Genomic DNA, 26317 nt, shown 5'->3' with positions numbered 1-26317 from the left:
TGTTGTTTTTCTTCGTCACGAAAGGGGGGACGTAATAAGTCAAATCATACCACTGAGCAGGCTCAGGATCTGTTTTTCACTCAGGGTGGCAATCCGCTGCTGATAAAAGCGTTTTTCTCGCGTCGCCAGATAGAGCCCCCCCATCGCTTTTTGCTGTGCGAGTGACGGGAGGGTAACGGTAAAATTTTTCAGTTCATTAACCGCGATACGCTGCACGACGGTAGAACCCTGGGTGCCCTGAATCCGTTGGCGTCTTCCCTCCAGGCTTTCATTGAAATGCCAGAGAAACCACGTTGCATCAATCTGGCTGGCATCCACATCCACTTTGACGTAGTTATTACCTAAGATACGCCCGGCATTTTTGGTACTCACACGAACAGCCTTGCCATGGTTCAGGCTGATGACAACATCTCCTTTCTGCGTAATCACAACATCCTGATGTGTTTTAACCCACTGCTCTTTCTCCGCGGACACAAGACCTGACTGCCAGTCATCTACCAGAAACTGCTCGGTTGCATAGAAACGAAATGCGAGCCCATCTGCACTTTGCTGGATACGGCTGATGTGCGAGCCTGCCGTAAACGTAGCTATTTCCTTGTAGTTGAGCAGCATTCAAACTCCGAATAAAGATAAATTACATATGCTTTGTGCGGTGTAGCATACTCATGTCGAATAGATTAAATCAAGTAATTTAAATTTATTACACGTGCTCGTGATCAAATTTTTTCTGGTAAGAATAGCGTTATATAGTGCTCAGATATCAGGTTGAACACTAAAAAAATCATTCATAACTTCAAGTTTTAAAGCATGAGAACCCTAAATGGCTTGCTGATGTCAAATGTAAATGTTATTGAAATTAATGATTTTTATTGGCAAGGCAGTCTTTCATTAAAGGATAATGAGAATGCATTTGAGAAAGCTGGCAGTCCGTAATTTCAGAAGGCTGCACGATGTTGTTATCGATCTTGCGTCAGACATTTCAATTTTCGTAGGGGCGAATAACAGTGGTAAGACTTCTGTCGGTCATGCACTTCAACTATTCACCGGTAAAAGCCGATTCAATATTCATGACTTCAATGCTGAATGTTGGACTGACATTGTCACATTTGGAGAAGGGGCGGATGCTGCGTCGCTACCTTCACTGGAACTTGATATTTGGTTTGAAGTAACACCGAATGATGTTCATCGTGTAGTCGATCTTCTCCCCAGCCTATCGTGGTCAGGTTCTCTGGTTGGAATGCGCGTTGCTTTTTCCCCCATCAATCCTGAAGAAATCCGTTCGCGTTTCCTCGCAGTACGTCAGCTTGCTATCGATGCCACACCTAAAGATGAAAATGGAACTCCCAAATACGATCCTTCACCTCGTAATCTTTGGGAATATCTTCGCGATAGACTCAATGACGAATATGAACTCCGCTATTTTGTTCTTGATCCCGCACGTTTCAATGCGGAAATGATATCCGAGGAAGGCTATGAGCCTACTCCGCTCACAGGGCGTGATCGAAGTGGTCGCGAAATACTGAACAGCCTTATCCAAATCAACTTTTTGAATGCTCAGCGTCATCTTTCAGATGGTTCCGGAGGTTCCCGTTCGGAAGATCTTTCTCGTGTTCTCAGCCGTTTTTACGGACGAAATCTTGAACAAAAAGGTGAAGATTACGAAGCATTAATTGCTTTAGCTGCGTCTGAATCAGCTTTCAATCAGCATCTTGAACGTGTTTTTGCACCTACGCTGAAAAGTCTGGCGAAACTCGGATACCCTGGACTTTCAAACCCACGCATGATGATTCGTTCGGCCTTAGACCCGGCGCAGATCATGAACAACCAAAATGGGGCCGTAATACATTACGCGCTGGGGGAGGATGACGGTAATCCTACCCCACCAACACTACCCGATAGTTATAACGGGCTTGGATTTAAGAATCTGATCTTTATGGTTGTTGAATTACTCGACATCCACAACCAATGGTTAGCAATAGAAGAGAATCGACCACCGGTTCACCTGATTTTTATTGAAGAGCCGGAAGCTCATCTCCACGCACAGTTACAGCAAGCTTTTATACGCAAGATAATGGACCTTCTTGCCATGGAGAGTCAGGAGCTTATGCACTACACCACTCAAGTGGTGGTGACTTCTCATTCAACTCATATTCTTTACGAACGTGGTTTTCGGCCGATCCGTTACTTTCGGCGGAAGCGTTCATCAAATATGTCAGCAACAGATGTGCTCAATCTCTCTGTTTTTTATGATAATACTGATCCTGAAATTCGAGACTTTCTTGAGCGTTACTTGAAGCTGACCCATTGTGACTTGTTTTTTGCCGACGGGGCTGTACTTGTAGAAGGCAATGTTGAGCGGCTACTGCTCCCGCAAATGATTGCTACCGCCGCACCTAGATTAAAATCCTCTTACCTAACAGTCCTTGAGATTGGCGGTGCTTTTGGCTATCGATTCCAAAAACTAATTGAATATCTTGGGCTTACTACACTCATTATTACTGATCTGGATAGTGTGTACTGTACCCCTCCGGTACAAGATGCAACAGAAGCTCGAGCAGATGAGTTAGATGCTCTTGCAGAAAATCCGGCTGCAAATGATGATGGCGAGGAACCTGATGATGAGGAGGAAGAACAGGCCAACACAGAAACACCAGGAAAGGCTTGTATTGCCAGTCATCCTGGAGCTATGACCTCTAATCAAACACTTCGGCAGTGGTTACCGAAATGTGACACCGTTGCCGCTTTATGGGAAGCAACTGAGGAAATGAAAATACAAAGCCGCACAGCTGAGTGTGACGCTTTGGTTCGTGTTGCTTACCAGTGCCAGACAGATGTTACATGGAAAGAGGAAACACTGGCGCTTGCTGGTCGTACTTTAGAGGAGGCTTTTGCACTTGAAAATCTGTCCTGGTGTCAGGATGTGAGCTGTAAGCCACTCAAGCTACGCATTGCCAGAGCTGTAAGTATGGACCTACTACAACTGGCCCAGCGCATTCACAAACGCGTGCAATCAAAAAGCTTCAGTAAAACTGATTTTGCTCTGAATTTACTTCTTAAAAAACCGGATGAATGGTCTGTCCCAACATACATTGCTGAAGGATTAAAATGGCTCGAAGCTGAAATAGCCCCGCCGGAACTAGAAGTTGCAGAAGGTCAGGAAGAGGATGTTGAGGATATGTCCGTCGCTCTGGCTGAAACAGATGGTGGGAGGGTTGCATGACCAGTCGCATTGGTAGCCCTGATACACAGGCAGATATTGATGTTCGTACTTGTCTGGATAGCTCGCCACCACGTTCATTTGTCATGGTGGCTGGTGCTGGTTCAGGTAAAACAACATCTCTCATTAAAGCCCTAGCACATTTGGCTGATACCCGTGGTTCTGCTTTACGTCGTGCCGGGCAAAAAATATCCTGTATAACGTATACAGAAGTAGCTGTTGGTGAGATTGCCGCTGACGTTGGTAACTCACAGTTATTTCATATTTCAACCATTCATAGCTTTCTTTGGTCGGTCATCCGCCCTTTTCATTTAGATATCGCAAAGTGGGTCGTAGCGCGAATACATGAAAAAATAGCTGAAAAGCAAGCCCATTATGATAAGCCCAGAACACAAGCTAAAACAAAATCTCGTCTTGAAGATGAAATTGCCTATCTCTCTGCTCAATGAATCGCCACGGATAATCTAGACACTTCCGAGCCGTTGATAATACTGGTTTTCATATTCTGTCGGTGACATCTGTTCGCTAGAACCATGCCGACGCTTACTGTTATAAAACATTTCGATGTAATCAAAAATATCACTGCGGGCTTCTTCCCGCGTTCCGTAGATCTTTTTCTTTATCCGTTCACGTTTCAACAACTGGAAAAAACTTTCTGCAACCGCATTATCATGGCAGTTACCGCGACGGCTCATGCTACCCTCCAGGCCGTGTGATTTCAGGAACGACTGCCACTCATGGCTTGTGTACTGACTGCCCTGATCCGAATGAACCAGCACCTGTTTTTCGGGATTACGCCGCCATACAGCCATCAGCAGTGCGTTCAGGACAATGTCCTTTGTCATCCGGGATTGCATGGACCAGCCGATAATTTTGCGTGAGAACAGATCAACAACAACGGCAAGATACAGCCAGCCTTCGTGGGTCCTGATGTAGGTTATGTCCGTTACCCAACGCTCATCAGGAGCATCCGGATTGAACTGTCGCTGGAGCCTGTTGGGTGACACGATACTGGCCTCGCCTTTACGTGCCCGCGGGCTTCGGTATCCGACCTGAGCCTTTATTCCGACACGTTTCATCAGTCTCCAGACTCTGTTTACTCCGCACTGTTGCCCGCTGTCACGCAGATCCAGATGGATTTTGCGATAACCATAGACGCATCCCGATTCCAGCCAGAACTGTTTAATCTGTCCTGTCAGTCTCAGGTCTGCCTGATGGCGTTGTGAATGCGGCTGCTGAAGCCAGGCGTAAAAACCACTGGGATGAACATCCAGCACCCGACAGAGCAGGCGAACAGGCCAGCAACAGGAGTTGTCACGGATAAAGGCGTACCTCAGTCGGACAGCTTTGCGAAGTACGCCGCGGCTTTTTTTAATATGTCCCGTTCGTCGGTAACCCGTTTCAGCTCTTTCTGGAGACGGCGGATCTCGGCCTGAGCATCTGACTGTTCTTTATTAGTGGAAGAATCCGGACCGTACTTCTTTATCCAGGCATAAAGGCTGTGGGTGGTGATATCGAGACGTGTTGCAACGCTGGCAACAGAATAACCGCGATCAACAACCTGTTTGACTGCTTCAGTTTTAAACTCTTCAGGATAACGCTTACCGCTCATGGGCACCTCTCTTTAAGTCATCTTAAATGACTCTGAGGTGTCTGTTAAACGCGTGGCGATTCACTATCTAAGATGTGATGCCCATGAACTTTGGGCGTACCGACGCTACCTTTCAGAGGAATCACCTTTTGCCACTCACCATGGTGTAAAAGGTGCACAGTTCGAGCGTGTATTGGTTGTTATTGATGATGAAGAGGCTCGCTTCAGCCAATATTCGTATGGGAAATATTTTCAGTACATTCCCCTGTCCGACAATGATCTAGCCAATCTTGAAGAGGGTAAAGAGTCAGTACTCGACCGCACTCGTCGCCTTTTTTATGTATGTTGCTCTCGTGCACTGAAAGACTTGGCTGTTGTCATCTTTGTTCCCGATGTTGCCGTAGCTCAATCGGCAATCGTTGGGCAAAATTTATTCCCAGCGTCGGTAATTTTAGGAGCGCACGATCTGGATTAGCATAAATTTTATACGGACAGTAATTGACGAAAAGTACTACGCTCATGGTCGGTTTCAGCACTAACTTTGTTAATAAGACACCTGCATTCTAAGATTTTTCAGACATATATCATTTTCCTGAACGCAACATCATTACGGCGAATCCATAAAGGTTCGCCGTTTTTGTTTTCATTATCCCAGGAGATGTCATGAGAAATCAGGAAGGTATGTATTCGTTGCAGAGCTCACTCACAGGCTTACCAGAATGGGTATCAGAACGAGTCATGCAAAAAATTCATCAACTAACAAACTACGAACCAGTGATCGGCATTATGGGCAAAACCGGTGCCGGAAAATCGTCGCTGTGCAATGCCTTATTCGCCGGAGAAGTCTCACCGGTCAGCGACGTAGCGGCCTGCACCCGTAATCCGCTGCGTTTTCGGCTGCAACTGGGCGAGCGTTTTATGACGTTGGTTGATTTGCCGGGTGTCGGTGAAAGTGAACGCAGGGATGCGGAATACGCCGCACTGTACCGCGAACAACTCCCCCGGCTCGACCTGGTACTGTGGCTGATTAAGGCTGATGACCGAGCGCTGGCGGTGGATGAGCACTTTTATCATCAGGTGATTGGGGAGGCATACCGGCATAAGGTGCTGTTTGTTATCAGCCAGTCGGATAAGGTCGAGCCCACCAGCGGTGGGGGGCCATTGTCCAAAGAGCAGAAGCAGAATATCAGCCGTAAAATCTGTCTGCTGCATGAGCTGTTCCAGCCCGTACATCCAGTGTGTGCCGTGTCGGTCCGTCTTCAGTGGGGACTGCGGGTGATGGCCGAGCGAATGATTAAGTGCCTGCCACGTGAGGCCACCAGCCCGGTGGTGTCGCAACTCCAGCCTTCCTTTCGCACGACGGTAGTCCGGGAACAGGCGCGTAGCGATTTTGGTGAAACCGTCGGTGCTGTACTCGATAGCATCAGTGCCTTTCCCCTGATACCCGCCCCGGTGCGGGCCGTCATTCAGGCCGTGCGCACCACCGTGGTGTCAGTGGCCCGTGCCGTCTGGGATTTCTTCTTCTGAGTATTTAAACCATCCCTGTTATTTCCCTAACCCTGTCGCCGATGCGACGGGGATTTCTTTTATTTGTTTTCCCATTATGAGGAGTCTGCTTATGACCCGTCTGGCTTCGCGCTTTGGCGCAGCAAACCTTATCCGTCGCGACCGCCCGTTAACCCGTGAGGAGCTGTTTCGCGTGGTGCCCAGTGTGTTCAGCGAGGACAAACATGAATCCCGCAGTGAGCGTTATACCTATATACCCACCATCTCCCTGCTCGACAGCCTACAGCGAGAAGGCTTCCAGCCATTCTTTGCCTGTCAGACCCGCGTGCGTGACCCGGGTCGTCGTGAACATACAAAGCATATGCTGCGCCTTCGTCGGGAGGGGCAGATTACCGGTAAGCAGGTGCCGGAAATCATTTTGCTGAATTCACATGATGGCACCAGTTCGTACCAGATGTTGCCGGGACTATTTCGCGCAGTTTGTCAGAACGGGCTCGTCTGTGGTGAGTCGTTTGGCGAGGTGCGGGTGCCGCACAAGGGGGACGTGGTGAGTCAGGTAATTGAAGGCGCGTATGAGGTACTGGGCATTTTTGACCGTGTGGAGGAGAAGCGGGATGCGATGCAGTCGTTGCTGTTGCAGCCTCCTGCGCAACAGGCACTGGCACAGGCTGCACTGACGTACCGGTTCGGGGAGGACCACCAGCCGGTTGCGCCGTCACAGGTGCTCTCCCCGCGCCGCTGGCAGGATGAGAGTAACGACCTGTGGACCACGTACCAGCGTATTCAGGAGAACCTGATTAAGGGCGGGCTCAGTGGTCGTAGCGCAAAAGGCGGGCGCACGCATACCCGTGCCGTGCGGGGCATAGACGGTGATGTGAAGCTTAACCGGGCACTGTGGGTGATGGCGGAAGCGATGCTCAGTGGTTTTCGGCCTGCGTGAGTTCACACTTTGCATCAGATAACGTTACGGCGGTGTTAATAAATGACACTCCCTGTCATTTTTGGTGGGAATTTTTGCCGAGTATTTCACCGAAAAATGGCGCAGGCCTGACAGATTCAGGCTTCAGGCCTCCCTCAAAATAGCGGCTCCAACAGACATATCCTGACAACCCCCTCCTTTAGAATCTCATGTCTTTCAACCGGTTAACCTGCACGGAGGAACCATCATGCCACCGACAGAGCGTCGCTACGACAGACTGGCGGTCAGGCTGTCGTTGATTATCAGCCGCCTCGTAGCGGGTGAAACGCTGGATACCACCACATTTGGCGACGGTGCATCGCTGACAGGGAGTGCCACCAATAGCGGACAACTGCACTTCAGCAACGGTAACGCAGCCATCAGCGGTTCGGTAAGTGGTGACGGGCAATTACTCAAAGAGGGTAACGGTACCCTGACGGTCAGCAATGGCACGTTGTCTCAGTCACAGGTAACCCTGAATCAGGGAACGCTGGCGCTGAACAATGCGATCATCAACAGCGATATCATCGCACAGTCTGGTACCCAAGTGCGCCTGACTGGCAACTCGGTGATGAACGGCGCGATTGACCCGACTGACGTCACCCTCGACAGCGCTGCCAGCTGGAATATTCAGCGTGGGGCGGCAGTGAAATCGGTGCTCGATAACCTCGATAACGCCGGAACCATCAGTTTTACTCCAGCCACCGGTAGTCAATTTGTCCCGGAAACACTGACGGTCACCAATCTGACGGGCCGTAACGGCACCATCAACATGTCGATTCGTCTTGATGACCCGGCCTTCCCGACCGATATGCTGGTCATTGACGGCGGACAGGCAACCGGCAAAACTTGGCTGAACTTCACCCATACCGGTGATGCAGGGCTGGGCCTAGCAACAACCGGCAACGGCATCAAAGTGGTGGATGCGATTAACGGAGCCACCACTGAAGCCGGAGCCTTTGCGCTGGGCCGCAAATTGCAGGCCGGGGCGTACAACTACACCCTGAGCCACGGCAGTGCCGATGAAAACTGGTACCTCACCAGTGAAGCGGGTTACCGTGCCGAAGTGGCGCTGTACGCCTCTTTGTTTGCGCAGAGTATGGATTACGACCGTGCATTGGCGGGAACATACAGTCAGCGCAGCAGCGCCGTGAACGACCAAGGGATCTGGGGACGTATTCAGGGCGGGCATACCGGGCGTGATGGTAACGGCGGCATTGCACAGGGCGACACCCCGGAAAGCAGCGGCAGCTACGGTTTTATGCAGCTTGGTGGTGACTTGTTCAAGCATGATACCGGTACACTTTCCCTAACCACTGGTCTGTATGGCGCAGTAGGCCAATCGTCGGTGGATGTGAAAAACGACGATCGCTCTGCGGCAGGCAGCGTGCGTGACACGGTGTACAGCATCGGCGGCTATCTGACAGCAGTTCATGATGCCAGTGGATTGTGGGCAGATATCGTGGCACAAGGCTCCCGTCACAGCCTGAAAGCCAACTCTTCGGATAACCGTTTTGATACTGACGGCACTGGCTGGCTGGCCTCTGTGGAAACCGGTCTACCGTTTAACATCAGTCAGGGATTGGTGCTGGAGCCACAACTGCAGTACGTCTGGCAAGGACTGTCTCTGGATGATGGGCATGACAACGGCGGTTACGTGAACTTTGGTGACGGCAGTGCGCAGCATGTCCGCGCCGGTATCCGTTTTGGCAGTTCGTCTGAAATGGACTTCGGTCAGGGTACCTCTGCGGTCACAGGGTTTGCTGACAGCATGAAGCGCAGCGCAAGTGAGCTTCCGGTGAACTGGTGGGTACGTCCGTCGGTCATCCGCACGTTCAGTTCCGATGGCGATATGAGCATGGGCACGGCGACTGCAGGCAGCAATGTCAGCTTCACCCCGTCTCAGAAAGGCACGTCGCTTGACCTGCAGGCGGGTATTGACGCACGAGTACGGCAGAATGTCACACTGGGCGTGCAGGGCGGTTATACCCGCAGCGTCAGCGGTAACAGCGTTGACGGTTACAACGGTCAGGCCACACTGAAAGTCACCTTCTGATAATCCTGCCACTCTAACCAGAGTGGCATCAGTAGTCCTCACAGCCCCTGTTGCTCTGGCAACAGGGGCTTTTTGCATTTAAGGAGGCATATGCCTGAATCTCACTTACTGCCACCGGGACCCTTCACCCGAAGACATGCGCAAGCGGTCACTACCACGTACAGCAATATCACCCTCGAAGACGACCAAGGCAGTCACTTCCGCCTTGTGGTTCGTGACACTGAAGGCCGGATGGTCTGGCGGGCATGGAACTTTGAACCCGATGCCGCTGAAAGTCTTAACCGCTACATCCGCACCTCCGGCATCCGTACAGGCACCTCCACCCGCTGACCGCGAAGCATTTACCCGCACATTTCACCTCCCCGAACACGCTTTATTCCCCCATTTGCCAGCCATCGCCGCTGGCGTTTTTTATTAACGGAGACATGCCCATGACAACACAGACGCAGTACGACCTCGCACCCGCTAACCAATCAGAATTTGAACTGACCGTCACGCAGGTACCCGACGAACAGCGTATCGATTTCTGGCCGCAACACTTTGGCACTATCCCGCAGTGGACAACCCTGGAACCGCATATTTTTGCCTGGATGGACCGCTTCTGTTCGACCTACAGCGGTGGTATCTGGTCCTTTTACACCCTCAGCAATGGCGGGGCGTTTATGGCTCCCGAGTCTGACAATGATGAGACATGGCGTCTGTTTAATTGCCTGAACGGCAACGATGCCCAAATGAGTGCAGAAGCCGCAGGTGTCGCTGTCTGCCTGATTGAATACAGCCATCACGCCTGTCGCACCCAATGCGATGCCATGACTGAACACTATTACCGCCTGCGGGACTACGCCCTGCAGCATCCAGAGGCCCACGCCATTCTGCGTATTATCGACTGACCGAAGGAGCAACAGATGAAACAGCTTTCCTTTTTACCCGGCGAGATGACGCCACAGGACCGGCGTCTCATTCAGCGGGCGCTCAGGGCTCTGGACCGGCACTTGCATGAGCCCGGGGTGGCCTTCACCTCCTCACATGCTGTCCGTGAATGGCTGCGACTGCATATGGCCGCACTTGAGCGGGAAGAGTTCCGGGTGTTGTACTTGGACAACCAGAACCAGCTTATCGCCCATGAAACGCTCTTTACCGGCACGATTAACCGCACTGAAGTCCATCCCCGGGAAGTGGTCAAACGTGCTCTGCACTTCAACGCGGCTGCGGTGATATTGGCGCATAACCATCCTTCCGGCGAGACAGCTCCCAGCCAGGCCGACAAAGCCCTCACGCAGCGACTGGTGCAGGCACTTCAGCTGGTGGATATCCGCGTTCCTGACCACCTGATTGTCGGCGGCAGGCAAATCTATTCGTTCGCAGAACACGGTCTGCTTTGAGGTATTACATGAAAATTATCAGTAAACGCAGGGCAATGACGATATACCGCCAGCATCCTGAGTCCCGAATCTTTCGCTACTGCACCGGCAAATACCAGTGGCACGGTAGCGTCTGTCATTACACCGGCAGGTACGTTCCGGATATCGCCGGAGTCCTCGCGGTATACGCCGAACGCCGCCAGGACCGCAATGGGCCCTATACCTGCCTGATGTGCATCACCCTGAACTGACAATAAAAGGAGAGCCGCCATGACCCACATCAACTGGGGCCTGCAGCGGGCTATCACGCCGCGCCTGGGAGCCCGTCTGGTGCAGGAGGGTAACCGACTGCACTATCTGGCTGACAGGGCCAGCATCACCGGCAGGTTCAGTGACACCGAATGCCGGAAGCTGGATGAAACATGCCCGCACTTTATCCGCCATATGGAGTCGATGCTAACCACCGGTGAACTCAGTCCCCAACACGCCCACTGCGTCACCCTGTACCACAACGGTTTCACCTGCGAAGCCGATACTCTTGGCAGTTGCGGCTACGTATACATCGCCATTTACCCCACTCAGAGTTAATTACCTTCACGAGAGTAAACATGAAAACTTTACCTGCAACAACTCAGCGGGCGGCGAAGCCCTGCCTGTCACCCGTGGCTGTCTGGCAAATGCTACTGACCCGCCTGCTGAAACAGCACTATGGTCTCACCCTCAACGACACACCGTTCAGTGAGGAACGTGTTATACAGGAACATATCGATGCCGGAATCACGCTGGCTGATGCCGTGAATTTTCTGGTGGAAAAATACGAACTGGTGCGTATCGACAGGAAGGGATTTAACTGGCAGGAACAATCCCCTTATCTCCGGGCTGTAGACATTCTGCGAGCACGGCAGGCAACTGGCTTGTTGCGGCAAAGCCGTAAAAATTTGGTACGGTGAATATTACAGGCAGTGCTACTGGCTTTCATCACTATCCGGGGATGCTGGCAGCGAGATGAAGAGGGCAGGGTAGCAATTCCTTACCTGACCCATTACCTGACCCAAATTGCATCCAAAGAAAAAGGAGTTAGACGATTTCTCATCTAACTCCTTGTTTTATCTGGTGGCCCCTGTTGGGTTTGAACCAACGACCAAGCGATTATGAGTCGCCTGCTCTAACCACTGAGCTAAGGGGCCGTGGCGGTGAATTATAAAGTAACTCCCCTCAGCAATCCAGCCATTCACACCTGCCTGCTGTTTTTATAAACAACGCATAATCAATCCTTTATACTTATCCTAAGATGCATAGACAGGAGTAGAGATGATCAACGATATTCTGGCCCCTGGCCTGCGGGTGGTGTTCTGCGGTATCAATCCGGGTAAGTCATCGGCGCACACCGGTTTTCACTTTGCTCATCCGGGAAATCGCTTCTGGAAGGTGATCCACCAGGCCGGTTTTACCGACAAACAGCTTAAGCCGGAAGAAGAGCAGCAGCTGCTGGATACGCGCTGTGGCATCACCATGCTGGTCGAGCGACCCACGGTACAGGCGAGCGAAGTGAATCTGCATGAGCTGCGCGCTGGCGGGCGTGAGCTGATCGCGAAAATTGAAGACTATCAGCCCGCGGCGCTGGCGATCCTCGGCAAGCAGGCCTACGAGCAGGCGTTCAGCCAGCGCGGCGCCAGCTGGGGTAAGCAGAACATTACCATTGGCGTAACGCAGGTGTGGGTGCTGCCAAACCCGAGCGGGCTGAACAGGGCGACGCTGGACAAGCTGGTGGAGGCGTATCGGGAACTGGATGAGGCGCTGGTGGTGAGGGGGCTTTAGCTCCTCTGCGGCTTGATGCCCTCATCCTGACCCTCTCCCACAGGGAGAGGGAATAAACAAAAAAAAAGCTCCCGATTGGGAGCTTTTTCATTTCAGGACCGATTAATCGTCCAGGAAGCTACGCAGCACTTCAGAGCGGCTCGGATGGCGCAGCTTACGTAGCGCCTTCGCTTCGATCTGACGGATACGTTCGCGGGTAACGTCAAACTGTTTACCCACTTCTTCCAGCGTGTGGTCGGTGTTCATGTCGATACCGAAACGCATACGCAGCACTTTGGCTTCACGGGCGGTCAGGCCAGCCAGCACGTCGTGCGTGGCAGCACGCAGGCTCTCGGTGGTGGCAGAGTCCAGCGGCAGCTCGAGGGTGGTATCCTCGATGAAATCACCCAGATGCGAATCTTCATCATCACCGATTGGCGTTTCCATGGAGATTGGCTCTTTAGCGATTTTCAGCACTTTACGGATCTTGTCTTCCGGCATCAGCATGCGTTCAGCCAGCTCTTCCGGCGTCGGCTCGCGGCCCATCTCCTGCAACATCTGGCGAGAGATACGGTTGAGTTTGTTGATGGTCTCAATCATATGCACCGGAATACGGATGGTGCGCGCCTGGTCTGCGATAGAGCGGGTGATCGCCTGACGGATCCACCAGGTAGCATAGGTGGAGAACTTGTAACCACGACGGTATTCAAACTTATCTACCGCTTTCATCAGACCGATGTTGCCTTCCTGAATCAGATCCAGGAATTGCAGGCCACGGTTGGTGTATTTCTTGGCGATAGAGATAACCAGACGTAAGTTCGCTTCAACCATCTCTTTCTTCGCACGGCGGGCTTTCGCTTCACCGATGGACATACGACGGTTGATGTCTTTCACCTGCTCGATGGTCAGGCCGGTCTCTTCTTCAATCTGATGCAGTTTTTGCAGGCCGCGCTGTACGTCTTCTTTCACGTCGTGCAGCTTTTCAGACCACGGCTTGTTCATCGCGATAGCGGCGTTGAACCAGGTTTCGCTGGTTTCATTGCCGGTGAAGAGGGTAATGAAGTTCTTCTTCGGCATTTTGCACTGTTCAACGCACAGCTTCATGATGATACGTTCCTGGGTACGTACGCGATCCATCATCACGCGCATGCTGTTCACCAGGTAGTCGAACTGTTTTGGCACCAGGCGGAACTGTTTGAACACTTCAGACAGCTTCAGGATCTCTTCCTGAGCGGCGGCATGGCTGCGGCCTTTCGCTTTGATGGTGTCACGCGTCACTTCGTACTGGGTACGCAGCTCGGCAAACTTCTCACGCGCCAGTTCAGGGTCGATGCTGTTGTCATCGTCGCTGCTGTCGTCCTCTTCTTCTTCATCTTCGTCTTCATCGTCATCCATCTCTTCCTGAGACAGCTCAGAACCGACGTGAGTGGCGGTTGGCGCCATATCTTCTTCAGCGTTCGGGTCGACAAAGCCAGTGATCAGATCGGACAGACGCGCTTCTTCCGCTTCGACGCGATCGTACTGCTCCAGCAGATAGGTAATCGCTTCCGGGTATTCGGCAACAGAGCACTGAACCTGGTTGATCCCGTCTTCGATGCGTTTTGCGATGTCAATTTCGCCTTCGCGGGTCAACAGTTCAACGGTACCCATTTCGCGCATGTACATGCGGACCGGGTCAGTGGTACGCCCGATTTCAGATTCCACGCTGGACAGGACCTGTGCAGCAGCTTCTTCCGCATCTTCGTCAGTGTTGTTGGAGGTTTCAGCCAGCAACAGATCATCGGCATCCGGTGCTTCTTCCATCACCTGAATGCCCATGTCATTGATCATTTGGATGATATCTTCGATCTGATCTGAATCGACGATATCTTCCGGCAGATGGTCATTGACCTCGGCATAGGTCAGATAGCCTTGCTCCTTACCGCGTTGGACAAGAAGTTTCAGCTGTGACTGCGGGTTTTGCTCCATAAGACGGTATCCACACTTAATTCGTTTGATTGGTGTCGGCGATGGGCTGCCAACCTTTAAAGCGAGGGCGTACTTATATTTTTGCCGCTGCCTCTCAGTGCGGCTGCCGGGGGCTTCCCGATCGATATTCGGCACTTAAGCCGTTAAATTTTTTATTTCTTCGCCAGTTCCTGGTTAATCATCCAGAGCTCCCGGCGTTCTTCGCTGCTCAGGCCATGGGTGCGCTCGCGAGCTATCAACTCTTCCTGGCGCAACTCAAGCATCGAATCAAACATATGGTTGAGCGAGTCGGTGAACGTTTTTTCTGCGATATCCTTATCTGCTATATCGTCCCACATCGACAGTTTTTCAAGGGTAGCGGCCTCTTTTGTGCCGCGATAATGCTCTAAAAGTTGTCCGGTGGTCAGACCTGGCTGAGACAAACAAGTGTTGACCAATTCTGAAAATAAGCCAAGCCCGGGCAATTTTTCGTGGTTCAAACCCGCCAGCGACGGCACTTGCGGAGCAAGTTCGGGGTTTTGCACCAGCAACCCTATCAGTATACGCATGGTTGTGCGTTTTAGCTGAGGCGCGGGGCGAACCGTACCGTTTTCAGCCTGTTTCGGCATTAAACGTTCAAGCTGGCTGTCATCCAGAATGCCGAGCTTATTGCCTAACTCCTGACGCAGATAGATGCGCAGCGTTTCGCCGGGCACCTGGCTGATTAACGGCAGCGCCAGCGTGCTGAGCTGCGCGCGCCCGTCAGGGGTACTCAAATCAACCTGCGGCATCAGGCTGTTAAACAGAAACGTGGAGAGCGGCTGAGCCTGCTCCATCCGCGCTTCAAACGCCGCTTTGCCCTCTTTACGCACCAGCGTATCCGGGTCTTCACCGTCGGGCAGGAACATAAAGCGTAGCTGACGCCCGTCGGTCATATACGGCAACGCGGTTTCCAGCGCTCGCCAGGCGGCGTCGCGTCCTGCGCGGTCACCGTCGTAACAGCAAATCACGTTGTTGGTGACGCGGAACAGCAGCTGGATATGGTCCGCCGTGGTGGACGTTCCCAGCGACGCAACGGCATAATTAATGTCGTACTGCGCCAGCGCAACAACATCCATATAGCCTTCGACGACCAGAAGACGCGGAGGTTCCGCATTATCCTGCTGTGCCTCATAAAGACCGTAAAGCTGGCGGCCCTTATGGAAAATATCGGTTTCCGGGGAGTTAAGGTATTTCGGCAGGGCATCACCCAGCACGCGACCACCAAAACCTATCACCCGGCCACGCTTGTCGCGGATCGGGAACATCACCCGTTCACGGAAGCGGTCGTAGCTTCGTCCCTGGTCGTTGGTGACCAGCATGCCTGCGTCGATGAGGGATTTACGATCTTCGCTATTGCCGCCAAAACGCTTTAACACGTTGTCCCAGCCGGGCGGGGCGTAACCAATAGCGAAACGCGCAATCACATCGTCACTCAGTCCGCGCTTGTTCAGATACTGACGCGCAGGCTCAGCCGCAGAGTGCTTAAGAGACTGTTGGTAAAACGAATTCAGGCCATCCATCAGTTGGTACAGCGTTTGCCGCTGATGGCGCTCGATCTGACTTGGCCCACTGCCTGCTTCATACGGCACTTCAAGGTTATGCATCGCCGCCAGCTCTTCGACGGTTTCAACGAACTCGAGCTTGTCGTAGTTCATCAAAAAATCGACGGCATTACCGTGTGCGCCACAGCCGAAGCAATGGTAGAACTGTTTTTCACCGTTTACGGTGAAAGAGGGGGTTTTTTCGTTATGGAACGGACAGCACGCATGGTAGTTCTTGCCCTGCTTTTTTAGCTTCACCCGCGCGTCGATGAGATCGACGATGTCGGTTCTGGCAAGCAGGTCATTGATGAAAACGCGTGGGATTCTTCCGGCCATATGCCCCAAAAATTTAAGCGACTTATAAACGAAAACAAGCCGCGCATTCCTTCCGGAAGCACGGCCTTACGACTACAACTCTGTCTGTCAATTGAGGGCTGTGGCCCTCAACAGATTAGTACAGACGAGTACGGCGTGCGTTTTCGCGAGCCAGTTTCTTCGCGTGACGTTTCACAGCGGAAGCTTTAGCGCGCTTACGTTCGGTCGTTGGTTTTTCATAAAACTCACGACGACGAACTTCAGCCAGAACACCTGCTTTCTCGCATGAACGTTTGAAGCGACGCAGTGCTACGTCGAACGGCTCGTTTTCACGTACTTTAATTACCGGCATGTAACTCTCACCTTTAATAAATTCGGTTTGCCGCTGGCATCAACGCCAGCTTATTTCAAAATGGTGCGGAATTTTACTGCAAATGCTGCTGCTTTGTAAAGCACCGATGCGATTTTGAAAGGGACTTTAATAAGGGTGAGGAGTATACACGAGGCTTCTTCCTGGGGCGAACAAAGTTTTACAACAATCCGCCCAGGCTCTACACTGCGCGGTATTGAAACGAGGTAAAACAAGTCATGCGTGTACTGGGTATTGAAACATCCTGCGATGAAACCGGCATCGCGATTTACGACGACGAAAAAGGGCTTCTGGCCAACCAGCTGTATAGTCAGGTGAAATTGCACGCTGACTACGGCGGCGTCGTGCCTGAACTGGCCTCTCGTGACCACGTGCGTAAAACGGTTCCCCTGATTCAGGCGGCGCTTAAAGAGGCCGGGTTGAGTGCAAAAGATATTGATGCCGTGGCCTATACCGCAGGGCCGGGCCTGGTCGGCGCGCTGCTGGTCGGCGCAACGGTAGGGCGTTCGCTGGCCTTCGCGTGGGATGTTCCGGCCATTCCGGTTCACCATATGGAAGGGCACCTTCTGGCGCCGATGCTGGAAGACAATCCGCCAGAGTTCCCGTTTGTGGCGCTGCTGGTTTCGGGTGGGCATACCCAGCTGATTAGCGTAACGGGCATTGGCAAGTACGCGCTGCTGGGCGAGTCGATCGACGATGCTGCCGGTGAAGCCTTCGATAAAACCGCCAAGCTGCTGGGGCTGGATTACCCGGGTGGCCCGATGCTGTCGAAAATGGCGTCGCAGGGAACGGAAGGGCGCTTTGTCTTCCCGCGGCCGATGACCGACCGTCCGGGGCTGGATTTCAGCTTCTCTGGCCTGAAAACTTTCGCGGCCAATACTATCCGCAATAATGACGACAGTGAGCAGACCCGTGCCGATATCGCCCGTGCGTTCGAAGACGCGGTGGTGGATACGCTGATGATCAAGTGCAAGCGCGCGCTGGATCAGACCGGCTTTAAGCGTCTGGTGATGGCCGGTGGCGTCAGCGCTAACCGCACGCTGCGCGCGAAGCTTGCCGAAATGATGCAAAAGCGTCGCGGGGAAGTGTTCTACGCGCGTCCTGAATTTTGCACCGATAACGGGGCGATGATCGCCTACGCCGGGATGGTGCGTCTGAACGCCGGCGCAACGGCTGACCTGAGCGTGTCTGTGCGTCCGCGCTGGCCGCTGGCGGAACTGCCTGAGGCGTAACCCTCACCCTAACCCTCTCCCACAGGGAGAGGGGATCATGGCTCTACACCCGCAACATTCCTTTCTCTTCCAGAAACGCAATAATCGTCGCCAGCCCGTCACCCGCTTTCAGGTTGGTAAACGTCCACGGACGCTCGCCGCGCATGCGATTAGTGTCGCGCTCCATTACCTCCAGCGACGCACCGACGTACGGCGCGAGGTCGGTTTTGTTGATCACCAGAAAATCGGATTTGGTGATCCCCGGCCCGCCCTTGCGCGGGATTTTTTCCCCTTCGGCCACGTCGATGACGTAGATGGTGAGGTCCGCCAGCTCCGGGCTGAAGGTCGCGCTCAGGTTATCCCCGCCGCTTTCCACGAAGATCAGATCCAGATTGCCGAACTTCTCGCTCAACGCTTCCACCGCCGCCAGGTTCATTGAGGCATCTTCGCGGATGGCGGTATGCGGGCAGCCGCCCGTTTCCACGCCCACGATGCGCTCTGGCTCCAGCGCACCCGCCTCGGTCAGGATGCGCTGATCCTCTTTGGTATAGATATCGTTGGTCACCACCGCAAGATGATAGGTGTCGCGCATCGCCTTGCAGAGCGCTTCCAGCAGAGCGGTTTTGCCCGACCCTACCGGGCCGCCCACGCCCACGCGCAGGGGATGTTTGTAATCAGCCATGTTGACTCCTCAGGAACGGAATAGTCGTGAATATTGGGTTTCATGGCGCGCGGAGGCGATGGCCGACAGCGGCGTAGCGGCCCCCAGCGCGTCGTCGCCACGTAAAAATGCCTGTTCAAACCCGGCGGCAAAATGGTCGCTCAGGTCGATAATCAGCTGTTGTGCTGCCTGCTGCCCAAACGGCACCAGCTTGACGCCCGCCATCACCGCGCTCTCAATCCAGCTGTAGCCGAGGCTCAGCGCCAGCTCGCGCGCGCTAATGCCCCAGCGCACGCCGAGCCACGCCATGCCGCCGAGCTGGCTTTGTATAAACAGCGGTAGCCATTCTGGCGGGCAGTCAGGTTCCCAGCTTTTAATCAGGCGCGTAAAGGCCGCCCCACGGTTGCGTTCTTCATCGCGCAGCTCGCGCGTTTCCCGACAGGCGAGCAGGTATGCCGTCCAGCGTTTTGCTGTCGCGACGTCCTGCTTCTCGCAGGCACGATACAGGCGGATAAACAGCGGCAGGTCGACACAGAAAAAGCTCTGCTCCATCTGCTGGATCTGCCAGCGCCTGAAGGCCTCAGCGTCCGTGACCCACCCGGCCTCAACGGCCCACTCCAGCCCCTGCGACCAGGTAAACGATCCGACCGGCAGGCTACTGCTGGAGAGCTGCATCAGGCGCAGCCGCTGGCGGGCGTGCTCCATCAGCTCATCAGCGCCAGCAGGGCGGAGACGATCAGCCCGCCGCCGAAGGTTTTACGCAGGCCGTCGTGACGGCGCAGCAGCAGCCCTGCCGCGAAGCTGGCACACAGCACCGTGGCGCTGGCTAACATAAACCCGCTGGTGAAGAGCCAGAAGCTGTGGCCGGACATCTCCACGCCGTGCGCCCAGCCGTGGAACATCGCCAGGGCTGGCACCGCCAGCAGCAGGCGATTTTCAGTCTTAAACATCATCACGCCGCAGACCGCCAGCGAGGCGATAATCAGCATCTCCATGCCGCTAAAGCCGCCGAGCAGGCTGCCCGCAACGGCACCAGCAAGCATCATGCCGAGCGTCGCTAACGGCAACAGCAGCTTGCGGCCGCTCAGGGCGGAGAGCACGCCAGCCCCCGTCAGCATCAGCAGGTGATCCAGCCCGGTCAGCGGATGGAGAAATCCTGCCTGGAAGCTGTCGGTCCCGTGGCCGGGATGGGCAAGCGCCGGAACGGAAAAAGCCAGCAGTAACAGCGGTAAGTACTTGCGCATGATGAGTCCTTAATGTGAATGAGCGTGAGAGTGGCTATGGCTGTGGGCATCGCTGGTGTAAGCGCCCGCTTCCGGTTCAAATGGCAGGCTGGCGAAGGTCACCTCCAGCCCGAACTGACGCAGCATATCGTCGAGGACGTGGTCGTGGTGGTAGCGCAGTTCGCCAGGCATTATTTGCAGCGGTACGTGACGATTGCCCAGGTGATAACAGGCGCGGGCGAGCAGGAACGGGTCGGCGCAGCGCACCACGGAAACCGACTCCGGGGCGGCGATCACTTCGATCACCTCGCTGCCATCGTCGGTAGTCAGCAGGTCGCCCCCGCGCAGCAGCAGGCCGCGCGGCAGCATTAGCCCGGCTTCGCGGCCGTCGTTCAGCGCCACGCGGGCGCGGCTTTTTACCCGCACATCAATCGGTAGCGTGACGCTGGCGGTAATCGGATGCGCATGGTCCAGGCGTTGGGTTAAATAGATCATCATGACTCCTCAAAACAGAAAATAGCGTTGCGCCATCGGCAAAACCTCTGCCGGTTCGCTGGTGATCAATTCGTCGTCGACGCGTACTTCATAGGTTTGCGCGTCAACGGTGATATTCGGCTGTAAATCGTTGTGGATCATGTCGGCCTTTTTCACCGACCGGCAGCCTCTCACCACCGCGGTGGCGCTTTGCAGTCCGAGCCGTTGCGGAATGCCGCTGGCATCAGCAGCCTGAGAGACAAACGTCAGCCGCGTGGCGTGGCGTGCGGCACCAAGGGCACCAAACATCGGGCGGTAATGTACCGGCTGCGGCGTGGGGATCGAGGCGTTGATGTCGCCCATCGGCGCGCAGGCGATCATCCCGCCTTTGACGATGGTGGCGGGTTTGACGCCAAAGAAGGCGGGGGACCAGACCACCAGATCCGCCAGCTTGCCCGCCTCAATAGAACCGACCTCATGGGCGATGCCGTGGGTCAGCGCCGGGTTGATGGTGTATTTGGCGACATAGCGCTTCACGCGGAAGTTATCGTTATCGCCGGTCTCTTCCGGCAGTGCGCCGCGCTGCACCTTCATGCGGTGCGCCACCTGCCAGGTGCGGATAATCACTTCCCCCACGCGGCCCATTGCCTGTGAATCTGACGAGGTGAGCGAGAACGCGCCGATATCGTGCAGCACGTCTTCGGCGGCGATGGTCTCCCGGCGAATGCGGGATTCGGCAAACGCCACGTCCTCGGCGATATCCGGGTCGAGGTGATGGCAAACCATCAGCATGTCCAGGTGCTCGTCGATGGTGTTGACCGTGTAGGGCAGCGTCGGGTTGGTGGAGGAGGGCAGAATATTCGGGTGCGCGCAGGCGGTGATGATATCCGGCGCATGGCCGCCGCCCGCCCCTTCGGTGTGGAAGGTGTGGATGGTGCGCCCGGCGATGGCGGCCAGCGTGTCTTCGACAAAACCGGACTCGTTCAGCGTGTCGCTGTGCAGCGCCACCTGAATATCCATCTCTTCAGCGACCTCCAGCGAACAGTTGATGGCCGCAGGCGTCGCGCCCCAGTCTTCGTGGATCTTAAGCCCGATGGCACCTGCCGCGATCTGCTCGCGCAGCGCGTCCGGGTTGGAGCCGTTCCCTTTACCCAGCAGGCCAATATTCACCGGTAGCGTATCGGCTGCCTGCAACATGCGGGCGATATACCACGGCCCCGGTGTGCAGGTGGTGGCGTTTGTGCCTGCCGCAGGCCCGGTGCCGCCGCCGATCATGGTGGTGACGCCAGACACCAGCGCCTCTTCCGCCTGCTGCGGACAGATCCAGTGGATGTGGGTGTCGATCCCGCCGGCGGTGACAATCCTCCCTTCGGCGGCGATCACCTCCGTTGCCGCGCCAATCGGGATCGTCACGCCGGGCTGAATGTCCGGGTTTCCGGCTTTGCCGATGGCGAAGATCCGCCCATCTTTTACGCCGATATCCGCTTTCACGATCCCCCAGTGATCGACGATTAGCGCGTTGGTGAGCACCAGATCCACGCAGTCGTCGGCGGTCATCTGCCCCTGTCCCATACCGTCGCGGATCACTTTTCCGCCGCCGAATTTAACCTCTTCGCCGTAGATCGTGAGATCGTCTTCCACTTCGATCCACAGCTCGCTGTCGGCCAGCCGCACTTTATCCCCGGTAGTGGGGCCGAACATATCGGCATACGCCTGGCGTGAAATCTCAGCCATGTTTCACCTCGCCCATGACCTCGCCGCGAAAGCCGAAAATGCGCTGTGCGCCCGTCACCTGCACCAGCGTCACTTCCCGCTTCTGGCCGGGCTCGAAGCGCACGGCAGTGCCGGCCGGGATGTTCAGCCGGTAACCTCGGGTGGCTTCGCGATCGAACTTCAGCGCCGGGTTGACCTCGTAAAAGTGGTAGTGCGATCCGACCTGGATCGGCCTGTCACCGTGGTTTTCCACGATCACACTTCGGGTTTCGCGCCCGACGTTGAGAGCAATGTTTCCGGACTGGATCCGGTATTCGCCTGGGATCATCACGCGCTCCTTACACGATCGGGTTGTGGACGGTGACGAGCTTGGATCCGTCCGGAAAGGTGGCTTCCACCTGGATATCCGGGATCATCTCCGGCACGCCTTCCATCACCTGATCGCGCGTCAGGACGTGGCGGCCGGCTTCCATCAGCGAGGCGACGGTTTCGCCATCGCGCGCGCCTTCCATAATAAAGGCGCTGATCAGCGCGACCGATTCCGGGTAGTTGAGCTTTACCCCGCGCGCGAGGCGGCGTTCGGCAACCAGCGCGGCGGTGAACAGCAACAGCTTGTCTTTTTCTCTGGGAGTCAGTTCCATAGCGTTTCTCTTATGTCTGCCAGATGCGCGGCGAACAGGCGGTTTTGGGAGTTAAAAGCGGGCGAAGCGACTGCCAGATATCGCGCATCACCCGCTGACAAATCAGGTTGTCGTGGGAGAGAAAACGCACCGACAGCAGATCGTCGGTGAGCGTCGCCCCGCCAACGTTTTCCAGCGGGGCGAGAAGCGCACGCACCGCGTCGAGAAGTGCTTCCCGGGCCGGATAGAACAGCAGCGTGCCGACCCACGGATGGTCCGCGACGGGCGTCAGATCGCCACCGCTGAGATGCAGTCGCTCAATCAGACGCGGCTCGCCATCCACCCACACCTCAAGGCGGTTCTCCAGCGTGCCGTGGCTGAAGGTTTCGTTTATCACCGGACGGCCCAGACAGTACAGCTCCCACGCCAGCAGCGTGCTGGTGGCGTGCAGGTGAAAGACGGAACGCAGCGCGGCGTTAGCGCCGGGGAAAATAATGGTGTCCTGCGGCAGCCACTCCAGCGTGGCCTCTTCGTCGAGGTAAAAATGCTGACTGAGGCAGGCCAGCGGGCCGTTGCTGCGATAGAACTTACTGGCGCCGGGCATGGTGATGAGGGCATGGCTTTTGGCGTCGAGCCGCACGGAAATATCCAGCGTATCTCCGCCCACAATTCCGCCTGGCGGGTGCAGCAGGTAAAGGTGGCAGGTTTCCCCTTCGGGATAAAACGGACGCTGAACGGTGAGCGGCCCGCTGTGACGCGCGGAATGGAGGAGGGTTTTCTCAGGGGTATGACAAAACTGGAGGGCAAGCGAGGCCTGCCAGCCTTTGTATGAATTATCAGTGACCTGAGTTGCTAACATGGTGCTTCCATTTCCACACTATCGGGGTACGTTTCAGTATGCCCTGGCGGAAATGAAGGCTGTCATATGAGTCGCTTATGGATAAAAAAACGGCTCATGTGAGCCGGTTTCAGTAATGTAGGCCGGGTAAGCGCAGCGCCACCCGGCAAGAAAGGCTACCGATAATCCTCTGCATCCACATCATACCCCGACGGCTCCCAGCGGATCGCCAGCAGCGACGCCAGACCGATAAACGGCGCCAGCGCAATCACCCAGAACACGGCGGTATCCAGCGAGGCGACCAGCAGCGGGAACAGAAACAGTGACAGCGTTGAACTGCTGCGCATCAGCGTCTGGTTAAGCCCCACGCCCACGCCGCGCAGCGAGGTCGGGTAGCTCAGGGAGGCAAACGTCATGGTATGCGCACCTGGACCAAAACCCTGACCAAACAGGAACAGCGCCAGCATCGCGACGGCGAACACGCCTTCCGTGGCCCCGTCAGGCCGGCCAATCAACGCCAGGCCGAGCAGTGCCGCAAGCTGGCACGCATAACCCGCCAGAGACATCCGCCATGCGCCGAAGCGCGGAACATAGCGCACCGCCAGCAGCCCGCCGACAAAGGCGAACAGCAGGTTAAGCGCCAGCGAGATCAGAATGGTGGTCAGCATCGACTGCACAAAGAAGCTGGAGATGATCACCGGCAGGCCAAAGGCTACGGCGTTATAGGCGAACGAGGAGACCACTGACAGCAGCGTGGCGAGCGTGGTACGCCGCAGATAGATACCGCGGAACAGGTTCAGGTAGTTCGACCATTTTGCCTTGTTCACGACAGGCGCGGGCTGGTCGAGCGCATCCTGCGGTACGTGGGCATTAATATTGTAAGACTGCCGCAGGATGGACGCCGCCTCCTTCAGATTGCCCTGATTCGCCGCCCAGACCGGGGATTCGCTCATATAGCGGCTGCGGATGGCGATAATCACCAGCGCGGGCACCGCGCCAAAGCCAAGGATCAGACGCCAGAGCCAGTCGCTGTGGCTTTCCGGCAGCACGGCGTAAAAGAAGAGCACCAGAAGATAAGAGATGCTGATGGCCGCGTACCAGGTGGGGCACCACATTGCGACGCTGGAGGCTTTATTCCCCGGGCCTTTCAGCCTGGCGAACTCGCTGAGAAACGCCATCGCGACGGGAAGGTCGATCCCAACGCCAAGACCCATCACAAAGCGCGCGCCCGCAAGCACATATTCGTTCGGGGCCAGCACACAGGCGATAGCGGCAACGACAAAGAACACCATGTCGGCCATAAAGACGCGGTAGCGCCCGATTTTATCCGTAAGATAGCCGCCGAGCAGCGCCCCGACAATCGCGCCAAAGGTAATCGCCGAGGCCACCATGCCGGTACCGGCGGGCGTCAGGTTAAATTCGCGGGTGATGTCTTTGATGCCGAATGCCAGCGCGCCGAGATCGTAGGCATCGAGGAAAATTCCCCCGAGCGCGATACCGACCACGATGCGGGCATTGGCCCGGCCCTGAGAGCCGTCATTAACGAGACGTGAAACGTCCGATGCGCTACGTACCCACTTGATGTCGCCATCCGGGGTATTTCCTGCCGTTGGAAGGGGAGTTGAATCTGTGATTTCTGCCATTTTCTTTTTGTGTGGTTGTGTTGTGTCTCTAACAGTTACCACAGGCAGAAGGTGACAAAAATCACATTTGGTTATAAGGCATAACGAACGGTTTACTGAGCGTCTTTCTTTTTACGCCTGAGCTTCGTCCAGATCTTCGTTTCCTTACGCCGCCACAGGCGCTGAATGTTGTCGTGGTGGCGCAACAGGATCAGACACGAGAGCATCGACACCGGGAAGGTAAACTGCGGTTTAAACCACCAGACATAAAACGGGGCGATCAGTGCGCTGACGATGGCGCCCAGCGACGAATAACCGCTCAGCAGGATGGTCAGCAGCCAGGTGCCCGCCATCACGCCGGTGAGATCCCAGCCGATCGGCGCAATCGCGCCAAACGCGGTGGCAACGCCTTTACCGCCTTTAAAACCAAAGAAAACGGGCCAGATGTGGCCGACGCAGGCGGCGATGGCAATCAGCCCCAGCCAGAAGGGTGTGACGCCGAGCGCATACGCGCCCCAGACGGGAAGCATTCCTTTCAGAACATCAAAAATCAAAACCGCTACGGCTGCTCCCTTGCCGCCAATTCGTAGTACATTGGTCGCCCCCGGATTCCCGGAACCACTTTCACGCGGGTCAGGCAACCCGGCGATGCGGCAGACCAGAATGGCGCTGGAGATTGAGCCGCAAAGGTAGGCGAGGATAATCATTCCAGGCGCGATTGCACTCATAACGCTGTTCCGTTTTGAAAATGTATCTGTATTCTCAGCATCTGTGGATAATACGCATAATTCGCCGGAAGTGGTATCCGGTTTAGCCAAAAAGCAGGCAGGTCGTGATGGATATTGTATTTATAGAGCAACTTTCGGTAATCACCACAATTGGTGTTTACGACTGGGAACAGACCATCGAGCAGAAACTGGTGTTCGATATCGAAATGGGCTGGGACAACCGCAAGTCAGCAAAAAGCGATGATGTGAATGACTGTCTGAGCTACGCCGACATCAGTGAAACGGTCATCGCCCATGTTGAAGGGCAACGTTTTGCGCTGGTAGAACGCGTGGCGGAAGAGGTAGCAGACCTGCTGCTGAGCAAATTTAACTCCCCATGGGTGCGCATTAAGCTAAGCAAGCCGGGAGCGGTGGCGCGCGCCGCCAATGTGGGCGTGATTATCGAGCGTGGCACAAATCTGAAAGGAAAGATTTAACGTCATAATAGCTAAACCATTTTAGGTTATATCGGTCTTAAAGCTGTATC

Annotated in this window: 29 protein-coding genes, 1 tRNA gene and 1 pseudogene; 15 read left to right on the top strand and 16 right to left on the bottom strand. The window is 55.0% G+C overall.

What is annotated here, in order from left to right:
* Nucleotides 1-39 precede the first annotated feature (39 nt).
* On the bottom strand, nt 40-612 hold the full coding sequence (locus tag L379_RS03770) for a restriction endonuclease subunit S domain-containing protein (protein ID WP_032655105.1): 573 nt from the start codon (nt 610-612) through the stop codon (nt 40-42).
* Between the two features lie 292 nt (nt 613-904).
* Between L379_RS03770 and L379_RS03775 the strand changes: the two genes are divergently transcribed.
* Nucleotides 905-3220, top strand: a complete 2316-nt coding sequence (locus tag L379_RS03775) for an ATP-dependent nuclease (RefSeq protein ID WP_032655102.1) — start codon at nt 905-907, stop codon at nt 3218-3220.
* A complete protein-coding gene (locus tag L379_RS25305; protein ID WP_255360358.1) occupies nt 3217-3666 on the top strand; it encodes a UvrD-helicase domain-containing protein in 450 nt (149 codons plus the stop codon). The genes L379_RS03775 and L379_RS25305 overlap by 4 nt, the downstream gene beginning before the upstream one ends.
* Nucleotides 3667-3681: 15 nt before the next feature.
* Here the strand turns inward: L379_RS25305 and L379_RS0124315 are convergent.
* A protein-coding gene (locus tag L379_RS0124315) for an IS3 family transposase (protein ID WP_085949497.1) occupies nt 3682-4829 on the bottom strand; the annotation gives its coding sequence in 2 pieces (ribosomal slippage) (nt 3682-4592 and nt 4592-4829; 1149 coding nt in all).
* 37 nt (nt 4830-4866) lie between these two features.
* On the opposite strand from L379_RS0124315, the gene L379_RS25295 reads away from it, so the two are divergent.
* The 10 genes and pseudogenes from L379_RS25295 (at nt 4867) to L379_RS03825 (ending at nt 11639) form a co-directional block, all read left to right on the top strand.
* Complete coding sequence (locus L379_RS25295) at nt 4867-5283, top strand: hypothetical protein (protein ID WP_255360357.1); 417 nt, start codon at nt 4867-4869, stop codon at nt 5281-5283.
* 188 nt (nt 5284-5471) lie between these two features.
* Nucleotides 5472-6335, top strand: a complete 864-nt coding sequence (locus L379_RS03785; RefSeq protein ID WP_032655099.1) for a GTPase family protein — start codon at nt 5472-5474, stop codon at nt 6333-6335.
* 91 nt (nt 6336-6426) lie between these two features.
* Nucleotides 6427-7254 carry a DUF932 domain-containing protein gene (locus L379_RS03790; protein WP_000197390.1) on the top strand — a complete coding sequence of 276 codons (828 nt, stop codon included), beginning with the start codon at nt 6427-6429 and terminating at the stop codon, nt 7252-7254.
* Between the two features lie 298 nt (nt 7255-7552).
* A pseudogene (locus tag L379_RS03795) lies at nt 7553-9328 on the top strand (autotransporter domain-containing protein); the annotation flags it as partial.
* A gap of 90 nt (nt 9329-9418) precedes the next feature.
* Complete coding sequence (locus L379_RS03800) at nt 9419-9658, top strand: DUF905 domain-containing protein (RefSeq protein ID WP_001115184.1); 240 nt, start codon at nt 9419-9421, stop codon at nt 9656-9658.
* 101 nt (nt 9659-9759) lie between these two features.
* On the top strand, nt 9760-10218 hold the full coding sequence (locus L379_RS03805; protein WP_032655093.1) for an antirestriction protein: 459 nt from the start codon (nt 9760-9762) through the stop codon (nt 10216-10218).
* Nucleotides 10219-10233: 15 nt separating this feature from the next.
* Nucleotides 10234-10710, top strand: a complete 477-nt coding sequence (radC, locus tag L379_RS03810) for a RadC family protein (protein WP_032655090.1) — start codon at nt 10234-10236, stop codon at nt 10708-10710.
* An 8-nt stretch (nt 10711-10718) separates the two neighbouring features.
* Nucleotides 10719-10940, top strand: a complete 222-nt coding sequence (locus tag L379_RS03815; protein WP_032655087.1) for a DUF987 domain-containing protein — start codon at nt 10719-10721, stop codon at nt 10938-10940.
* 19 nt (nt 10941-10959) lie between these two features.
* Nucleotides 10960-11277, top strand: a complete 318-nt coding sequence (locus L379_RS03820) for a type IV toxin-antitoxin system YeeU family antitoxin (RefSeq protein ID WP_001548170.1) — start codon at nt 10960-10962, stop codon at nt 11275-11277.
* Between the two features lie 20 nt (nt 11278-11297).
* On the top strand, nt 11298-11639 hold the full coding sequence (locus L379_RS03825; protein ID WP_032655083.1) for a TA system toxin CbtA family protein: 342 nt from the start codon (nt 11298-11300) through the stop codon (nt 11637-11639).
* Nucleotides 11640-11800: 161 nt separating this feature from the next.
* Here the strand turns inward: L379_RS03825 and L379_RS03830 are convergent.
* A tRNA-Ile gene (locus L379_RS03830) sits at nt 11801-11876 on the bottom strand.
* Between the two features lie 124 nt (nt 11877-12000).
* On the opposite strand from L379_RS03830, the gene mug reads away from it, so the two are divergent.
* A complete protein-coding gene (gene mug / locus L379_RS03835; protein ID WP_017384024.1) occupies nt 12001-12507 on the top strand; it encodes a G/U mismatch-specific DNA glycosylase in 507 nt (168 codons plus the stop codon).
* A 102-nt stretch (nt 12508-12609) separates the two neighbouring features.
* Here mug and rpoD read toward each other — a convergent pair whose 3' ends face one another.
* From rpoD to rpsU, 3 genes are all read right to left on the bottom strand, one after another.
* Nucleotides 12610-14454, bottom strand: a complete 1845-nt coding sequence (gene rpoD / locus L379_RS03840; protein WP_015571912.1) for an RNA polymerase sigma factor RpoD — start codon at nt 14452-14454, stop codon at nt 12610-12612.
* 152 nt (nt 14455-14606) lie between these two features.
* The gene (gene dnaG, locus L379_RS03845) at nt 14607-16352 is read right to left on the bottom strand and encodes a DNA primase (RefSeq protein ID WP_003862574.1); all 1746 of its coding nucleotides are present in this window, start codon (nt 16350-16352) and stop codon (nt 14607-14609) included.
* 115 nt (nt 16353-16467) lie between these two features.
* Nucleotides 16468-16683, bottom strand: coding sequence for a 30S ribosomal protein S21 (rpsU, locus tag L379_RS03850; RefSeq protein ID WP_001144069.1), 216 nt, complete (start codon nt 16681-16683; stop codon nt 16468-16470).
* 236 nt (nt 16684-16919) lie between these two features.
* Between rpsU and tsaD the strand changes: the two genes are divergently transcribed.
* The gene (tsaD, locus tag L379_RS03855) at nt 16920-17933 is read left to right on the top strand and encodes a tRNA (adenosine(37)-N6)-threonylcarbamoyltransferase complex transferase subunit TsaD (protein ID WP_015571911.1); all 1014 of its coding nucleotides are present in this window, start codon (nt 16920-16922) and stop codon (nt 17931-17933) included.
* Between the two features lie 43 nt (nt 17934-17976).
* Here the strand turns inward: tsaD and ureG are convergent, their stop codons facing one another.
* From ureG to plsY, 10 genes are all read right to left on the bottom strand, one after another.
* Nucleotides 17977-18594 (bottom strand): urease accessory protein UreG, encoded by a 618-nt coding sequence (gene ureG, locus L379_RS03860; RefSeq protein ID WP_014071813.1) that lies wholly within the window; start codon nt 18592-18594, stop codon nt 17977-17979.
* Between the two features lie 9 nt (nt 18595-18603).
* Entirely contained in the window at nt 18604-19278 is a 675-nt protein-coding gene (locus L379_RS03865) for an urease accessory protein UreF (protein WP_032655081.1), read from the bottom strand.
* Complete coding sequence (locus tag L379_RS03870; protein WP_015571909.1) at nt 19278-19817, bottom strand: HupE/UreJ family protein; 540 nt, start codon at nt 19815-19817, stop codon at nt 19278-19280. The genes L379_RS03865 and L379_RS03870 overlap by 1 nt, the downstream gene beginning before the upstream one ends.
* Nucleotides 19818-19826: 9 nt before the next feature.
* Nucleotides 19827-20291 carry an urease accessory protein UreE gene (gene ureE, locus L379_RS03875; protein ID WP_017384028.1) on the bottom strand — a complete coding sequence of 155 codons (465 nt, stop codon included), beginning with the start codon at nt 20289-20291 and terminating at the stop codon, nt 19827-19829.
* 9 nt (nt 20292-20300) lie between these two features.
* Nucleotides 20301-22004 (bottom strand): urease subunit alpha, encoded by a 1704-nt coding sequence (gene ureC, locus L379_RS03880; RefSeq protein ID WP_032655078.1) that lies wholly within the window; start codon nt 22002-22004, stop codon nt 20301-20303.
* Nucleotides 21997-22311 carry an urease subunit beta gene (locus L379_RS03885; protein ID WP_015571906.1) on the bottom strand — a complete coding sequence of 105 codons (315 nt, stop codon included), beginning with the start codon at nt 22309-22311 and terminating at the stop codon, nt 21997-21999. Before L379_RS03885 ends, ureC begins: the two co-directional genes overlap by 8 nt.
* A 10-nt stretch (nt 22312-22321) precedes the next feature.
* The gene (locus L379_RS03890; protein WP_003862556.1) at nt 22322-22624 is read right to left on the bottom strand and encodes an urease subunit gamma; all 303 of its coding nucleotides are present in this window, start codon (nt 22622-22624) and stop codon (nt 22322-22324) included.
* Between the two features lie 10 nt (nt 22625-22634).
* Entirely contained in the window at nt 22635-23462 is an 828-nt protein-coding gene (locus L379_RS03895) for an urease accessory protein UreD (RefSeq protein ID WP_032619000.1), read from the bottom strand.
* A 155-nt stretch (nt 23463-23617) separates the two neighbouring features.
* On the bottom strand, nt 23618-25084 hold the full coding sequence (locus L379_RS03900) for an MFS transporter (protein ID WP_032655075.1): 1467 nt from the start codon (nt 25082-25084) through the stop codon (nt 23618-23620).
* Nucleotides 25085-25176: 92 nt separating this feature from the next.
* Entirely contained in the window at nt 25177-25791 is a 615-nt protein-coding gene (plsY, locus tag L379_RS03905; protein WP_017384031.1) for a glycerol-3-phosphate 1-O-acyltransferase PlsY, read from the bottom strand.
* Between the two features lie 107 nt (nt 25792-25898).
* Between plsY and folB the strand changes: the two genes are divergently transcribed.
* On the top strand, nt 25899-26267 hold the full coding sequence (gene folB, locus L379_RS03910) for a bifunctional dihydroneopterin aldolase/7,8-dihydroneopterin epimerase (RefSeq protein WP_015571902.1): 369 nt from the start codon (nt 25899-25901) through the stop codon (nt 26265-26267).
* Nucleotides 26268-26317 lie beyond the last annotated feature (50 nt).

Source organism: Enterobacter sp. MGH 33, assembly GCF_000534535.1.
GTDB classification, from domain to species: domain Bacteria; phylum Pseudomonadota; class Gammaproteobacteria; order Enterobacterales; family Enterobacteriaceae; genus Enterobacter; species Enterobacter hormaechei_C.
This window is presented reverse-complemented; position numbering and strand designations above follow the sequence as displayed.

What these genes read in the sequence shown, in the direction of transcription:
- L379_RS03900 (WP_032655075.1), bottom strand. Translation starts at nt 25,084, where the DNA reads ATGGCAGAAATCACAGATTCAACTCCCCTTCCAACGGCAGGAAATACC.
- L379_RS03820 (WP_001548170.1), top strand. Translation starts at nt 10,960, where the DNA reads ATGACCCACATCAACTGGGGCCTGCAGCGGGCTATCACGCCGCGCCTG.
- ureC (WP_032655078.1), bottom strand. Translation starts at nt 22,004, where the DNA reads ATGGCTGAGATTTCACGCCAGGCGTATGCCGATATGTTCGGCCCCACT.
- L379_RS03815 (WP_032655087.1), top strand. Translation starts at nt 10,719, where the DNA reads ATGAAAATTATCAGTAAACGCAGGGCAATGACGATATACCGCCAGCAT.
- L379_RS03800 (WP_001115184.1), top strand. Translation starts at nt 9,419, where the DNA reads ATGCCTGAATCTCACTTACTGCCACCGGGACCCTTCACCCGAAGACAT.
- L379_RS03805 (WP_032655093.1), top strand. Translation starts at nt 9,760, where the DNA reads ATGACAACACAGACGCAGTACGACCTCGCACCCGCTAACCAATCAGAA.
- L379_RS03785 (WP_032655099.1), top strand. Translation starts at nt 5,472, where the DNA reads ATGAGAAATCAGGAAGGTATGTATTCGTTGCAGAGCTCACTCACAGGC.
- ureE (WP_017384028.1), bottom strand. Translation starts at nt 20,291, where the DNA reads ATGATCTATTTAACCCAACGCCTGGACCATGCGCATCCGATTACCGCC.
- L379_RS03885 (WP_015571906.1), bottom strand. Translation starts at nt 22,311, where the DNA reads ATGATCCCAGGCGAATACCGGATCCAGTCCGGAAACATTGCTCTCAAC.
- dnaG (WP_003862574.1), bottom strand. Translation starts at nt 16,352, where the DNA reads ATGGCCGGAAGAATCCCACGCGTTTTCATCAATGACCTGCTTGCCAGA.
- rpsU (WP_001144069.1), bottom strand. Translation starts at nt 16,683, where the DNA reads ATGCCGGTAATTAAAGTACGTGAAAACGAGCCGTTCGACGTAGCACTG.
- L379_RS03870 (WP_015571909.1), bottom strand. Translation starts at nt 19,817, where the DNA reads ATGCGCAAGTACTTACCGCTGTTACTGCTGGCTTTTTCCGTTCCGGCG.
- plsY (WP_017384031.1), bottom strand. Translation starts at nt 25,791, where the DNA reads ATGAGTGCAATCGCGCCTGGAATGATTATCCTCGCCTACCTTTGCGGC.
- L379_RS03770 (WP_032655105.1), bottom strand. Translation starts at nt 612, where the DNA reads ATGCTGCTCAACTACAAGGAAATAGCTACGTTTACGGCAGGCTCGCAC.
- folB (WP_015571902.1), top strand. Translation starts at nt 25,899, where the DNA reads ATGGATATTGTATTTATAGAGCAACTTTCGGTAATCACCACAATTGGT.
- L379_RS03790 (WP_000197390.1), top strand. Translation starts at nt 6,427, where the DNA reads ATGACCCGTCTGGCTTCGCGCTTTGGCGCAGCAAACCTTATCCGTCGC.
- ureG (WP_014071813.1), bottom strand. Translation starts at nt 18,594, where the DNA reads ATGGCTGATTACAAACATCCCCTGCGCGTGGGCGTGGGCGGCCCGGTA.
- L379_RS03895 (WP_032619000.1), bottom strand. Translation starts at nt 23,462, where the DNA reads ATGTTAGCAACTCAGGTCACTGATAATTCATACAAAGGCTGGCAGGCC.
- L379_RS03825 (WP_032655083.1), top strand. Translation starts at nt 11,298, where the DNA reads ATGAAAACTTTACCTGCAACAACTCAGCGGGCGGCGAAGCCCTGCCTG.
- rpoD (WP_015571912.1), bottom strand. Translation starts at nt 14,454, where the DNA reads ATGGAGCAAAACCCGCAGTCACAGCTGAAACTTCTTGTCCAACGCGGT.
- tsaD (WP_015571911.1), top strand. Translation starts at nt 16,920, where the DNA reads ATGCGTGTACTGGGTATTGAAACATCCTGCGATGAAACCGGCATCGCG.
- L379_RS03865 (WP_032655081.1), bottom strand. Translation starts at nt 19,278, where the DNA reads ATGGAGCACGCCCGCCAGCGGCTGCGCCTGATGCAGCTCTCCAGCAGT.
- L379_RS03775 (WP_032655102.1), top strand. Translation starts at nt 905, where the DNA reads ATGCATTTGAGAAAGCTGGCAGTCCGTAATTTCAGAAGGCTGCACGAT.
- mug (WP_017384024.1), top strand. Translation starts at nt 12,001, where the DNA reads ATGATCAACGATATTCTGGCCCCTGGCCTGCGGGTGGTGTTCTGCGGT.
- radC (WP_032655090.1), top strand. Translation starts at nt 10,234, where the DNA reads ATGAAACAGCTTTCCTTTTTACCCGGCGAGATGACGCCACAGGACCGG.
- L379_RS03890 (WP_003862556.1), bottom strand. Translation starts at nt 22,624, where the DNA reads ATGGAACTGACTCCCAGAGAAAAAGACAAGCTGTTGCTGTTCACCGCC.
- L379_RS25305 (WP_255360358.1), top strand. Translation starts at nt 3,217, where the DNA reads ATGACCAGTCGCATTGGTAGCCCTGATACACAGGCAGATATTGATGTT.